The organism is Pseudomonas oryzihabitans, assembly GCF_032027545.1.
In the GTDB taxonomy this organism is placed as follows: Bacteria; Pseudomonadota; Gammaproteobacteria; order Pseudomonadales; family Pseudomonadaceae; genus Chryseomonas; species Chryseomonas oryzihabitans_F.
In genome coordinates this window covers 17,931-30,249 of sequence record NZ_JAVSJB010000002.1, presented here as the reverse complement: position 1 = coordinate 30,249, position 12,319 = coordinate 17,931, and the positions used below count along the sequence as shown (strand labels likewise).

At 66.1% G+C, this 12,319-nt stretch carries 10 protein-coding genes and 2 pseudogenes; 6 read left to right on the top strand and 6 right to left on the bottom strand.

What is annotated here, in order from left to right; genetic code table 11:
- Positions 1-90: 90 nt before the first annotated feature.
- From RND78_RS02555 to RND78_RS02535, 6 genes and pseudogenes are all read right to left on the bottom strand, one after another.
- Positions 91-699, bottom strand: coding sequence for an HNH endonuclease (locus RND78_RS02555; protein WP_312726541.1), 609 nt, complete (start codon positions 697-699; stop codon positions 91-93).
- Between the two features lie 58 nt (positions 700-757).
- Positions 758-1,327, bottom strand: coding sequence for an Sbal_3080 family lipoprotein (locus RND78_RS02550; RefSeq protein ID WP_312725821.1), 570 nt, complete (start codon positions 1,325-1,327; stop codon positions 758-760).
- A 198-nt stretch (positions 1,328-1,525) separates the two neighbouring features.
- A complete protein-coding gene (locus RND78_RS02545; RefSeq protein WP_312725818.1) occupies positions 1,526-2,719 on the bottom strand; it encodes a DUF2252 domain-containing protein in 1,194 nt (397 codons plus the stop codon).
- A gap of 141 nt (positions 2,720-2,860) precedes the next feature.
- A pseudogene (locus RND78_RS28140) lies at positions 2,861-3,457 on the bottom strand (methyl-accepting chemotaxis protein); the annotation flags it as partial.
- A gap of 258 nt (positions 3,458-3,715) precedes the next feature.
- Positions 3,716-4,492 (bottom strand): annotated as a pseudogene (locus tag RND78_RS28135) (CHASE3 domain-containing protein); the annotation flags it as partial.
- Positions 4,493-4,870: 378 nt separating this feature from the next.
- Positions 4,871-6,274 (bottom strand): PLP-dependent aminotransferase family protein, encoded by a 1,404-nt coding sequence (locus RND78_RS02535; protein WP_312725815.1) that lies wholly within the window; start codon positions 6,272-6,274, stop codon positions 4,871-4,873.
- A gap of 86 nt (positions 6,275-6,360) precedes the next feature.
- Between RND78_RS02535 and RND78_RS02530 the strand changes: the two genes are divergently transcribed.
- From RND78_RS02530 to RND78_RS02505, 6 genes are all read left to right on the top strand, one after another.
- Complete coding sequence (locus tag RND78_RS02530) at positions 6,361-6,810, top strand: GNAT family N-acetyltransferase (RefSeq protein ID WP_312725814.1); 450 nt, start codon at positions 6,361-6,363, stop codon at positions 6,808-6,810.
- On the top strand, positions 6,807-7,445 hold the full coding sequence (locus tag RND78_RS02525; RefSeq protein ID WP_312725813.1) for an NAD(P)H-dependent oxidoreductase: 639 nt from the start codon (positions 6,807-6,809) through the stop codon (positions 7,443-7,445). Before RND78_RS02530 ends, RND78_RS02525 begins: the two co-directional genes overlap by 4 nt.
- 3 nt (positions 7,446-7,448) lie before the next feature.
- Positions 7,449-7,880 (top strand): carboxymuconolactone decarboxylase family protein, encoded by a 432-nt coding sequence (locus RND78_RS02520; protein ID WP_312725812.1) that lies wholly within the window; start codon positions 7,449-7,451, stop codon positions 7,878-7,880.
- A 491-nt stretch (positions 7,881-8,371) separates the two neighbouring features.
- The gene (gene aspT, locus RND78_RS02515) at positions 8,372-10,069 is read left to right on the top strand and encodes an aspartate-alanine antiporter (RefSeq protein ID WP_312725810.1); all 1,698 of its coding nucleotides are present in this window, start codon (positions 8,372-8,374) and stop codon (positions 10,067-10,069) included.
- A gap of 16 nt (positions 10,070-10,085) precedes the next feature.
- Positions 10,086-11,705: a bifunctional aspartate transaminase/aspartate 4-decarboxylase gene (locus RND78_RS02510; protein ID WP_312725808.1), complete on the top strand. Its 1,620-nt coding sequence runs from the start codon at positions 10,086-10,088 to the stop codon at positions 11,703-11,705.
- A gap of 76 nt (positions 11,706-11,781) precedes the next feature.
- Positions 11,782-12,138 (top strand): YajD family HNH nuclease, encoded by a 357-nt coding sequence (locus RND78_RS02505; protein WP_312725807.1) that lies wholly within the window; start codon positions 11,782-11,784, stop codon positions 12,136-12,138.
- The last annotated feature ends 181 nt before the right edge of the window (positions 12,139-12,319 follow it).

Genomic DNA, 12,319 nt, shown 5'->3' with positions numbered 1-12,319 from the left:
GCAGTACAGCCTTGTTCAGGAACGTGCAGAATCGGACCCTATGAGGTAGTAAGAGTCACTACTCCGATCGAATTTTTGGTCTGGGAACGCCTAAAGCCGCTCCAGTCCGTCCCAATGACTGACCACGATTGGAAACTCTCTCGGGTCCAGCAAGCCAATTTCCTCCAAGCGATAGGACATCTTGCCGAAGTTGCAGGCAGCACAGGTCACGACCAGATTATCCAGCTTGTTGCTACCGCCTGCGGAATGGGGCACGACATGATCATACTGGGCCCATAACGCCTGGAAGCCCGCATGCTGAGAGGCATTCGTCCTGCCCCAGCTGACTGCATCGGGATACAGCGCGACCACCTTCTTGCGAATTTCCGCGCGAATCACGGGTAGCCCACAGAAGCGGCAGTGAAAACCGTCGCGCTGATGAAGGCAGCGGATCTGAGAACCGGTAGGCATCCTGGCCTTGACGGGCATCGTGATAGGTACGGGCGGCAACCTGGTCACCGTCACGTAAGGACTGGCCCGGCCCCAGATGGACTCCAGCCACTGCCGCGAAGTCGAACAGTCCGCGAGCGTGAACAACCTTGCTGCGTCCAGTGCATAGCCGGCGTGGTGCGCGGATACCGCGGCGTCCAGATAGCGTGCTACATCGAGAAGCGCGGGAATGGGCGGGCGAAAGCAGCGCTTCAGCGTTGTCACCTGCATGTCGCTCAAAATCTACCCCAGGGGTCTGTTGGCTTGAACTGCAACGAGGTGCGACCTATCACTGAGCCAAGATTTCCCGATACCGTTTCGAGTACTCCTCATAGGACAAACCTTGCCCCTGAAGCGCTTGGATCTGGGCCTCCTTGGACAAGCTGCCAGGCGCTGGGATGGAAGAGGACACTGGATACCGGGCGGCGAGTACGCTGGCACCGCGGGGAAACAACTCGTCGGCGAGCTGGTTGATCTTGTTTTCGGCGTTAATGAACTTGTCCGGTCGGCCAGAGCCCCAGCGTGAGTCGTATACGGCCTGGCCAATCTGGCGTCCGTTTTGAAACACACGGATATCGGCGAACTTCATGTACAGCGCCAGATCCCAGCCCCAGGTGGCGGTGTAGGTGGTCGAAAGCTCGCACTCGCCGGGATTGGAACCGGCAGATAGTGGCCTGACCTTGAATCCTTTCTGCTGCAGAGCATTGACATAGGTCGTATTGAAGCCTGATCTCAGTCCTACAGCGGGGATGGTACAAATCTCGGAAGAGCTCGCCGCGGACAGCTCTGCAGGGGCTACCTGCTGTTTGATACTGCAGCCGCCGAGCAACGCAGCCAAGAGAATGATCGTCCTTTTCACTGGAACCTCCTTGTAAAAACGGAAGTTTAAGTGCCGGATGACGTTGTTGCCGCTGAAACTGGCAGACGGGCAAAAGGAGGGGAAGAGCGGTAACAGGTGCCGGTGGCATCGCTACATCCCCTCCTGGATCATTCGCGGTTCTGGCTGTCCGTCTGGTACCCGGACCGTGCACCTTCCGACGGCATAGCCTTGCCGACGTCAGTCCTGCGCATGCTCCAGGGCATAGCGCCGGCAGTGTTCCAGGTAGCCCATCTCGTGGGCCCCCACCAGTTGCACGACGCTGCTCCAGAGCCAGGAGGGGGCATCCAGGGTGCGGGTGCGGTTACGCTGCAGATCGCTCATCCACTCCACGCGGGTGGCCAGGTCCATCTGCCGGGCATGGGCGCGGCCCACGACCCGCGCCAGGTAGGCCGCCGCGCCCATGGCCTCGCGGGCGCTGAGTTCGTCCAGCTCCAGCTTGAGATCCTGGGGCAGCAGTTCGCGGATGAAGAAGGAGTGGTCCAGCAGCCGCACCGCCAGCATGCGATTGCCCAGGGCAGGGGAAAGCTGGCGCGCACCTTCGACCACTCGCTTGCCGTTGTCGCGCGGCATGGCGGCGTGGGCGGCCCGTGGTGCGGCGGCGGCCACCGCCTGCTTGACGTCGATCAGGCAGAAGTCCTGGTCGTCGCCATCATCCACCCCCAACAGCACGGCGTAGCGTCTCAGGCCCAGGGAGCTACAGCCCTTCACCCAGTAGGCACTGTCGAGCAGCTCGACGCGGCTGTCGTGACTGCGGCCCTTGAGCGAGGTCACCAGGGCGTGGATGCCGGGTGTCTGGCACAGTTCGGCGATGGCCTGGCGCTCGGCCTTGCTCAGTTGCCAGAAGTGCTTGCCCAGAGGCAGCTTGGGCCGGGTGTTCTCCATGCGCTCGCGGGCCAGGTGCTTCCAGGTGCGCTGCACCGCGCTGCGCATTCCGGCCTTGACCTGGGCGGGGCGCGGTACCTCGCGCTCGAGATCGTCCTCGAAGGCGATCTCGTAGCCACGCATCATCTCTTCGAGCATCCGCGCGGTGGTCACCCCTGGCAGATCGGAGCCGCGTGCCGCCGTGGCCAGCGACAAGGCCAGGCGCACCAGGTCATGGGCCGGATTGCCCACCACGGTCTGGTCCAGGTCGCGGATATTGACGTCGGTGGCGCCCTTGAGATCCCCTGTGGGCCCCAGGTTGCCGGCATGGCAATCGCCGCAGATCCATACCGCCGGCCCGTTGGGCAGGTTGCGCCCCGGCTGGCTGTGCAGCCACTCGTAGAACTGCACCGTGCTACCGCGCACATAGGCATGGGCGGAACGGGCCATCTTCAGGTTGCGCAGTTGATTGAGGCGGGGCAGACGATCGGCGGGGCGAGGGGTAGTCATGCAAGCGAAGCCTTGAGGGGGACGCCTGTGTGACCGTTTCGCTAAACGAATGTTGCAAGGTGTTTCCTAGGGTCTGCCCCCGGTGAAATCACGGCACTACCGGGATTTCACCATTGCCGGAAGGTGGCAGCTACGGCCCTCTCAGCAGCGGAATTGCCCGATCTGCCGATTCAGGTCCTTGGCCAGGGCGTCCAGGGATACCGCCGTCTGCACCGTCTCGCCAATGGCTTCGCTGTTCTGCTGGGCCATCTGGGCGATGCGTTCGACGTTGCGCGCCACGTCGTGGCTGGCGGCGGTCTGCTCGCGCAGGGCGAGGGAGATCTGGTTGACCACCCGCACCACGTTATCCGACGAGGTGTTGATGCTGACCACCGCCTCGCCGGCCTGGTTGGCCAGGTCGACGCCGGCGTTGACCTGGCGCACGCCCACGTCCATATCGGCCATGGCGGCATGGGTGGCGGCCTGGATCTTCTCGATCATGGCGGCGATCTCCTGCGTGGAGTTGGCGGTGCGTTGCGCCAGCTGCCGAACCTCATCGGCCACCACGGCGAAGCCGCGTCCCTGTTCCCCGGCCCGGGCTGCTTCGATGGCGGCGTTGAGCGCCAGCAGGTTGGTCTGGTCGGCGATGCCCTTGATCACGCTGACGATGGAAGAAACGCGCTCGGAGTGTTCACCCAGTTCGCCGATGCGGTCGGCCGAGGACTGCACGGTGCCGGCAATGGACCTCATGCTGTCCACCGACGCCTGGATGGTACGACCGCCATCCTGAGCGAGGCGACCGGACTGGCTGGACAGGTCGTGGGCCTCGTTGGCGTTGTCCGCCACGTGATTGATGCTCACCGTCAGTTCCTCGACGGTGGCGGCCATGCTGGAGGCGGCGCTGGACTGCTCCTGGGCAGCGGCGGAGAGTTGCTGCGAATTGGCCGAGATACCCTGGGCGGCGGCGACCAGTTGGTCGGTACCCTGCTTGATGCGCTGGATCATCTCGCGCAGCTTCTCCTGCATCAGGCCGAAGGCGCCGAGCAACTGGCCCACCTCGTCGCCCCCGCTTTCCGTGATGGGCGAGTCCAAATGGCCGTTGGCGATGTTGCGCGCTACCGTCACCGCCTGGGCCAGGCGGCCGACGATGGTGCGCGATAGCGACCAGGCGATGCCGAGGGCCAGCAGGGCGGCGATCACACCGCCGACGATGAGCGTCAGCATGGCCTGGCGCTTGGCGTCGTCCATGGACTCGGTACGGGCATCCAGCAAATTGGTCTCGCGGGCCTTGATTTGCCCCAGCAGCGCGCGCATGGCGTCCATCTTCGCCTTGTCCTGGGCGGTGGCGATGCGGGCGGTGAGGACGTCCAGGGACAGGGTGCCGGCGTTGACCTGCCGGCGCAGGGCGAGGATCTGCTGCACCGAGTCGCTCTTCCAGGCCGCCTTGTCAGCGCCGAGCTGGGTCAGGCTGCGCTGCTGCTCGGGATTGTCGTGGGTGAGCTGGATCAGCTCCTGCAACTGCTCGGTGAACAGCCGCTCGCCTTCGTTCAGCGGCGCGAGGAAGTCGTCCTTGCCGGTCAGGGCGAAGCCGCGCATGCCGGTTTCCATGTTGACCAGTGCCAGCAGCGCGGCATCGGAGTCCTGCAATACCTCGTAGGAGTGGATGTTCTGCCGGACCGCCGAGTTGACCTCGGTGAAGCCTCGGCTGGCGGCGAGGATCAGCGCCAGGATAATGACCAGGATCGCGCCGAAGCCGAGGTTGAGTTTGTTCGAGATAGTCAGGCGTTTCAGCATGGAAATCCTCGCGCGGTGGCGGTACAACGATGCGGACGGTTCTGGCAGGCAGCGGCGCCCAGGCGTGGCGTACACGGCCTGGCCGGTGTCTGGACCGAGCGTTGAAAGGAGAGGCGTGCCCGGCCAGCAGGTGCTTGCCAGAGCCGCAGGACCCGTTTTTGGAGGGAGCGCTCTGGAAAAAGTTTTCTGTGACACAGTGCGCGCTTTCGTCGCGCGTGGTGACGAGTGAAGCCTTCGCGAAAGGCGAAAGCCAAGCCCGACGCTGGATCCGTACGGGAGTGCGAAACGGGCGTTCCAGAGCGGTTGGCGATGGATGGTCGTCCAGGCTGGCTGAATGGTAAGGCGCTTTCCACCGCAGAGGCATCGCCGCGGGACGACTCAGACCCGCAGCTGGGCCAGGCGTCGGGCCAGGGCCAGGGCCTCGTCGGCCTGGGTGACGTTGGTGAAGCCCAGCAGCAGTCCCTGGCGTTGCGGCGTGGCCAGATACCAGCGTGACAGCGCCTGGACCGCCAGCCCCTCGGCCTGGGCCGCGGCCGCCCAGGCCTGGTCGTCGCCATCCTCCAGGCGGGCCAGCAGGTGCAGGCCGCCGGCCTGGAGGTCGATTCCTACCCGCTCGCCGAGGCTGCTGCCGAGGGCCTCGGCCAACCACTGGCGGCGTTGCCGATAGAGCGTGCGCATCCGATTCAGATGACGGGCGAAGTGGCCTTCCGCCAGGAAGCTCGCCACCGTGGCCTGCCACAGCGGCGGGACATGGTTGTGCCGGCGGTCCGCGCTGGCGGCGAAGCTGTCCACCAGCCGGGGAGGTACCACCAGATAGGCCAGGCGCAGGGCAGGGAACAGCACCTTGCTGAAGGTGCCGGTGTAGAGCACCCTGCCGCCGTCATCCAGGCTCTTGAGCGCCGGTAGCGGTTTGCCCAGGTAGCGGAATTCGCTGTCGTAGTCGTCCTCGATGACCCAGGCATCGGCTTGGCGCGCCCAGTCCAGCAGCGCCAGCCGCCGGGGCAAGGCGAGGGAGACGCCCAACGGACTCTGGTGACTCGGGGTGACCAGGGCGCAGCGGGCATGGGGTGCCTGGGCGAGGCCGGCAGCGACGTCCAGCCCCCGGTCGTCCACCGATACCGGCACCAGTTCAAGGCGCGCGGCCTGCAGCGCCTGACGGGCGATGAAGTAGCCCGGTTCCTCGAACCAGCAGGCATCGCCAGGCGCCAGCAGGGTCTGGACCACCAGGTCCAGGCAGGCGCGATAACCGGCGCAGACGAATACCTGTTCCGGGCTGCAGGTGATCCCGCGGGACAGCCCCAGGTAGGTGGCGATGGCCGCCCGCAGGCCAGCGTGGCCGCGGGCGTCCGGATAGACCAGGCCGTCTACGCCGGCGCCGCGCAGCTCACGGGTGGCCAGGCGGGTCCAGAGCTTGCGTGGAAAGGCGTCCAGGGCCGGTAGGCCCAGCTGCAAGGGAAAGGGTGTGCCGCCGGTGTGGATCATGGCGAGGGCTGGGGCTGGAGAAAGGGGCGCGGCAGCGGGCGGGGCGGCTCGGCTCCATTGCGGCGAGACGATGGTTCCCGCTGGCCCCCGGGGCACCAGAAAGCCTTCGGCGATCAATTGCTGGTAGGCCGCCTCCACCGTCCCTCGGGCCACATTGAGTTCCGCCGCCAGGGCGCGCACCGCCGGTACCCGGTCGCCGGGATGCAGCCGGCCTTCGTCCAGGGCGTCGCGGAAGCGCTGGTACAGCTGCCGGTAGAGGGGCAGGGCGAGACGCTTGTCGAGGGCGGCGGAGAGGGTCATGGCCTAGTCGTTTGTCGCTTTCTTGGCCCTATAGCCTAGGGCATGCGCCGGCTAGAGTGGCGCCATCTTGAATGGAGACCTGCCCCATGGCCCTGACCTTCCACCACGTGGAACCGGATTCGCCCCTGTGTCCGGCCAGCTTTACGCTGATGCGCGAGTTGCGCCCACAGCTCGTCGACGCCCAGGCGTATCAGCGTCAGCTCCAGCGCCAGGCCGCCCAGGGCTATCGGTTGCTGGCCGCCTGCGTCGCAGGCGAGCTGGTCGGCCTGGCCGGCTATCGCGAACTGGAAAACCTGCTGTACGGCCGCTTCGTCTATGTCGACGACCTGGTGGTCCAGCCAGGGTGCCAGCGCGGAGGGCTGGGCGCGCAACTGCTCGCCGCCGTGCGCGTCGAGGCCGTACAGCGTGGCTGCGCGCACCTCATCCTGGACACCGGCTTGCACATGCCCCTGGCCCAGCGCTTCTACTTCCGCCAAGGTTTGCTCGCCCGTGGCCTGCATTTCGCCGAACGGCTGACCGGGGAGGGGCGGGCATGAAGACCGTCCTCTCCCTCAACGCCAGTCCGCGCCCGGTCAGTTCCCACGGGTATCGCCTGGCCGGCGAGTTGCTCGGGGCCTTGCGCCACGGCCATCCCGGCGTTCAGGTGCTGGAACGCGATCTCGCCACCGAGCCCCTGCCGCCGCTCAGCGCCGACTACGCCGCTGCCCTGACCCGGCGCACGCCATGTGAGGCACCGGTGTTCGCTCTGTCGGAAGCCCTCATCGTCGAGCTTGAGGCCAGCGAGTTGCTACTGATCAACGCACCGCTGCACAACTTCACCCTGCCGGCGGCGCTCAAGCTGTGGCTGGACTACGTGTTGCGCATCGGCCGCACCTTCGCCGCCACCGCCGAGGGCAAGGTCGGCCTGCTGGCCGACCGGCCGGTCTATCTGCTGGTTGGCTCGGGTGGCCGCCACCGCGTTCCGGACGCGCGTCAGCCAGACTTCTTCACTTCCTACCTGCGCCATGCCCTGGGCACCCTGGGGCTGTTCGACCTGCACTTCTGCTATCTCGAAGGCCTGGTCGGCGACCCGCGCAGTAGCTTCGACACCCTGGCCCGCGCGCGCCTGCAACTCTCTCGCGAGGTGCCTTTCCGGCATCTCGCCCTTTCCCCCACGACCGTTTCGGAGTGAATCATGAGTCTTCTGCGCCTGCCGTTTGCCACCCTGTCTCCCGCTGCCTACCAGGGCCTGTTGGCGACCAGCCAGGCCCTGGCCGACAGCTCGCTCGGCCTGCCGCTGGTGGAGCTGGTCTACCTGCGCATTTCCCAGATCAACGGCTGCGCCTTCTGCCTGGGCAAGCACGCCCAGACCCTGCGCGAGCAGGGCATCGCCCAGGCCAAGCTCGACCGCCTGGCCGGCTGGCGGATCAGCGAGCTGTTCGACGCCCGCGAACGCGCCGCCCTGGAGTGGGCCGAGACCCTTACGCAGGTCAGTGAGAAGGGTGCGCCCGACGCCGTCTATGACCCCCTCAGGGCGCACTTCAGTGACGCCGAGATCTCCGACCTGACCCTGGTGGTGGCCCTGATGAATGCCTTCAACCGCCTGGCGGTGGGCATGAAGCTCTAGGGCTGGCTATTGCCCCTGATAGCTAGGACCGCGAGCCCGCCATTGCCGCTCTCGGGCATCCCGACGTGGAACCCGACGAGCGGACCGGCTAGGTACCGGGCTGTTCGAGCAGGCAGGGGCGCCGCCGCGACGGCTTGCCTCGATCCAGCGCAATCCGAGTCACGGCGGGTGCTCGAGCTCCTATCGACCGCTATCGAGAGGTGCCCCTAGTGCCCAGAATTCACCCTTGAAAACCCTCTTTTCCCAGTCCGAATTCGCCACGGTCGCGCTTTTGACAGCTCTGGAATGCTGTGCTTAGGTTCCTTGGGCCCTGTTGAGTTATGTCTTCTTATTACATGACCATTTCCAGCAGGCCGCCCTCGTGGTCAGGAAAATCCCGCAGGGCACAGGCAGCGTACCAGGTGGAACGTGGTTCTCCCGGCAGCTCAGGTGTCAGGCCAGATACCCGCTTCACCTTCTTCCGCTTGCGGACCCCGGTCGAAGGTAGCCCCATGGAATACGTCCACCAGATCTTGAACCAGGCCCCGGAACTGGCGCTGTTCCTGTCCCTGGCCCTCGGCTACTGGATCGGCAGCATCCAGTTCGGCAAGTTCCAGCTCGGCGGGGTCGCCGGTTCGCTGCTGGTGGCGGTGGTCATCAGCCAGATCGGCATCAGCATCGACAACGGCATCAAGTCGGTGCTCTTCGCGCTGTTCATCTATGCCGTGGGCTTCGAGAGCGGGCCGCAATTCTTTCGCTCCCTGGGGCGTCAGTCCCTGCGCGAGATCGTCCTGGCCGCGGTGATGGCGCTCAGCGGCCTGCTGACCATCATCGCCTGCGCCCGGCTGTTCGGCCTCGACAAGGGCATCGCCGCCGGAATCGCCGCTGGCTCCATGACCCAGTCGGCCATCATCGGCACCGCCAGCGCGGCCATCGCCAAGCTCGACCTGCCGCTGGAACAGATCCAGGTGCTGCAGGGCAATGTCGCCGTGGGCTACGCCGTGACCTATATCTTCGGCTCCTTCGGCGCCATCATCCTCTGCGTCAATGTGCTGCCCTGGTTCATGAGGCGCAGCATCCGCGACGATGCCACCAGGGCCGAGGCCGAGTTGCTGGCCGGCGCCAAGGTCTACGGACCGGGGGAATTGCCGGCCATCCCGCCGCTGGTGGGCCGTCTCTATCGCATCGACCAGGCCGCCGGCCAGACCGTAGAGCAACTGGAGGCCGGCGGCCAGGGCGATCCCCGGGCGAGCCTGACCATCGAGCGCATCAAGCGCGACGGCGCCTTGATCGGGGTCAGCCCGACGACCGTGCTGGAAGCCGGCGACGTGGTGCTGGTGGTAGGGCGCCGCGCCGGGGTGGTGGCCATCGCCGCGCGGCTGGGCGCCGAGCTGCAATCCTCGCCCGACATGGACGTGGTGGTGGTGCAACGCGACGTCACCCTCGACAACCCCACCTTCATCGGCCGCCGCGTGGCCGAGATCCGCCAGGCGGCCAATCGGGCCCTGCGCCATGGCGTCTACGTGGTGGGCGTGAAACGCGCCGGGCGACCGCTGGCCCTGGAACCGGACACCGTCATCGAGGCGGGCGACCTGGTCACCCTCTACGGCACTCCCGACGACATCCAGCGCGTCGCCCAGCAGGTCGGCTCCCTCGTCGTGCCCAGCGACAAGACCGACTTCGTCTTTCATGGCTTCGGCCTGGCGGTGGGCCTGCTCATCGGTCTGATCGTGATCCGCCTGGGCGCCATCCCCCTGACCCTGGGCAGCGGCGGCGGGGCGCTGATCGCCGGGCTGGTGTTCGGCTGGTATCGCAGTCGCCACCTGACCCGGGGCAACCTGCCGTTGCCGGCCTCGACGCTGTTGCGCGACCTCGGCCTGGCCGGCTTCGTGGCGGTGGTGGGCTTGCAATCCGGACGCCAGGCGGTGGAGACCATCGCCACCCAGGGCCTCTCCATCTTCCTGATCGGGGTAGTGGTTTGCGTGGTGCCCATCGTCATCACCATCCTGGTCGGCCGCTACCTCCTGCGTTACGACAACCTGGCGCTGTTCGCCGGGGCCGTTGCCGGTGCCCGCAGTGCCAATCCAGCCTTCGGCGAGGTGCTGGACAAGGCCGGCAACTCCATCCCCACGGTGCCCTTCGCGGTCACCTACGCCCTGGCCAACGTGTTCCTCACCCTGCTCGGGCCACTGGTGGTGGCCTTCGCCTAACCGAAAGAGGCAAGTCATGAGCGAAGCCCAAGACGATTACGCCCAATACGCCAAGCTGAGTCCCTTCGAGCTCAAGGACGAACTGATCAAGCTCGCCTCCGGCAGCGAGAACCGCCTGATGCTCAACGCCGGGCGTGGCAATCCCAACTTCCTGGCGACCCTGCCGCGGCGGGCCTTCTTCCGCCTCGGCCTGTTCGCCACCAGCGAGGCCGAGCTGTCCTATTCCTACATGCCCCATGGGGTCGGCGGGCTACCGCAGATCGATGGTATCGAGGCGCGCTTCGAGCGCTACACCGCCGAGCACCGCGACCAGCCCGGGGTGCTGTTCCTGGCCAAGAGCCTGAGCTACGTGCGCGACCAGCTGGGACTCTCGGCCTCGGCCTTTCTCCACGAGATGGTGGAGGGCATCCTCGGCGTCAACTACCCGGTGCCGCCGCGCATGCTGAGGATCTCCGAGCAGGTGGTCAGCCACTACATCGTCAAGGAGATGATCGGTGGCTACGTCCCCGCGGGTTCCGTCGATCTCTTCGCCGTGGAAGGCGGCACGGCGGCCATGACCTACATCTTCCACTCGCTGCAGCAGAACGGCCTGGTCAGGCGCGGCGACAAGGTGGCCATCGGCATGCCGGCCTTCACCCCCTACATCGAGATCCCGGAACTGGAGGAATTCGGTCTGGAACAGGTGCACATCCACGCCGATCCCCAGGCCAACTGGCAGTACCCCGAGGCCGAACTCGACAAGTTGCGCGATCCGGCGATCAAGATCTTCTTCTGCATCAACCCCAGCAACCCGGCCTCGGTGAAGATGGACGACCGCAGCCTGGCTACCGTTGCCCGTCTCGTCGCCGAGGCGCGTCCGGACCTTTTCATCCTCACCGACGATGTCTACGGTACCTTCGCCGACGACTTCCGCTCGCTGTTCGCCACCTGCCCGCGCAACACCCTGCTGGTGTATTCCTTCTCCAAGTACTTCGGTGCCACGGGCTGGCGGTTGGGGGTGATAGGGGCGCACCAGGACAGCATCTTCGACCAGGCCCTGGCCGAACTGCCCGAGGAGATCAAGGCTTCTCTGGACCGCCGCTACGGTAGCCTGCTGCCGGACGTGCGCAGCCTCAAGTTCCTCGACCGCCTCGTCGCCGACAGCCGCACCGTGGCCCTCAACCACACCGCCGGGCTCTCCACCCCCCAGCAGGTGCAGATGGTGCTGTTCGCGCTGTTCGCCTTGATGGACGAAAGCGACGGCTACAAGACCGAACTGAAGAAGCTGGTGCGCCGCCGCGAAGCCGCCCTCTATCGCGAACTGGGCGTCGCCCCCGAAAGCGACCCCAATGCCGTCGACTACTACACCCTGCTGGATCTGGAAGACCTGGCGCGCAAACTCCATGGCGACGCCTTCGCCACCTGGGTGAAGGCCAAGTTCAGCAGCGGCGACCTGCTGTTCCGCATCGCCAAGGAGACCGGCATCGTGCTCCTGCCCGGCAAGGGCTTCGGCACCCAGCAACCGGCCGCCCGCGTGTCCCTGGCCAACCTCAACGAATACGAATACGCCAACATCGGTCGCTCGCTGCGGGCCATGGCGGAGCAATACTTCGCCCAGTTCGAGAGCGAGGAGGGTGGCGCCCAGCCGAAGCCCTGAGCGGGCTCGCGCCTGATCACCCGCCGGGCCAGGCGCGGGCTATACTGGGTCTTTCCACACGACTCCAGGACGCAGCATGGCCACCGATACCTCGAAGCTGGATCGCATCCTCGCCGAGACCCAGCGCGAGCGCGAACGCGGCTACCGCGACAAGGCGCTGAAGATGTATCCCCACGTCTGCGGCCGCTGTGCCCGGGAATTCTCCGGCAAGCGCCTGAGCGAGCTGACCGTGCACCATCGTGATCACAACCACGACAACAATCCCCAGGACGGCTCCAACTGGGAATTGCTATGCCTGTACTGCCACGACAACGAGCACAGCCGCTACACCGACCAGCAATACTTCAGCGACAGCTCCCTGGGCACGCCCAAGGTGGAAAAGGCCACCCACAATCCCTTCGCGGGTCTGGCGGGGTTGTTGAAGAAGGAGTGAGGGCGCGGGCGGTCTGGCTCTCAGCGGCAGGTATCCGCCTCCACCTGGGCAATCCCGGGCGCCTACCCATGCTGTCGAGGCGCCATGGAGCTGCCCTGGCTCCTCATCAGCACCTGGGCACCGCGCCGGCAGGCGGTGGTGCTGATCTCCAGTGGCGCCGAACGGTTACCTGGGTATCCCG

Coding starts and splice junctions, on each gene's coding strand:
- RND78_RS02535 (WP_312725815.1), bottom strand. CDS start 6,274: ATGACCCTCTCCGCCGCCCTCGACAAGCGTCTCGCCCTGCCCCTCTAC.
- aspT (WP_312725810.1), top strand. CDS start 8,372: ATGGAATACGTCCACCAGATCTTGAACCAGGCCCCGGAACTGGCGCTG.
- RND78_RS02530 (WP_312725814.1), top strand. CDS start 6,361: ATGGCCCTGACCTTCCACCACGTGGAACCGGATTCGCCCCTGTGTCCG.
- RND78_RS02525 (WP_312725813.1), top strand. CDS start 6,807: ATGAAGACCGTCCTCTCCCTCAACGCCAGTCCGCGCCCGGTCAGTTCC.
- RND78_RS02520 (WP_312725812.1), top strand. CDS start 7,449: ATGAGTCTTCTGCGCCTGCCGTTTGCCACCCTGTCTCCCGCTGCCTAC.
- RND78_RS02505 (WP_312725807.1), top strand. CDS start 11,782: ATGGCCACCGATACCTCGAAGCTGGATCGCATCCTCGCCGAGACCCAG.
- RND78_RS02555 (WP_312726541.1), bottom strand. CDS start 699: ATGCAGGTGACAACGCTGAAGCGCTGCTTTCGCCCGCCCATTCCCGCG.
- RND78_RS02510 (WP_312725808.1), top strand. CDS start 10,086: ATGAGCGAAGCCCAAGACGATTACGCCCAATACGCCAAGCTGAGTCCC.
- RND78_RS02545 (WP_312725818.1), bottom strand. CDS start 2,719: ATGACTACCCCTCGCCCCGCCGATCGTCTGCCCCGCCTCAATCAACTG.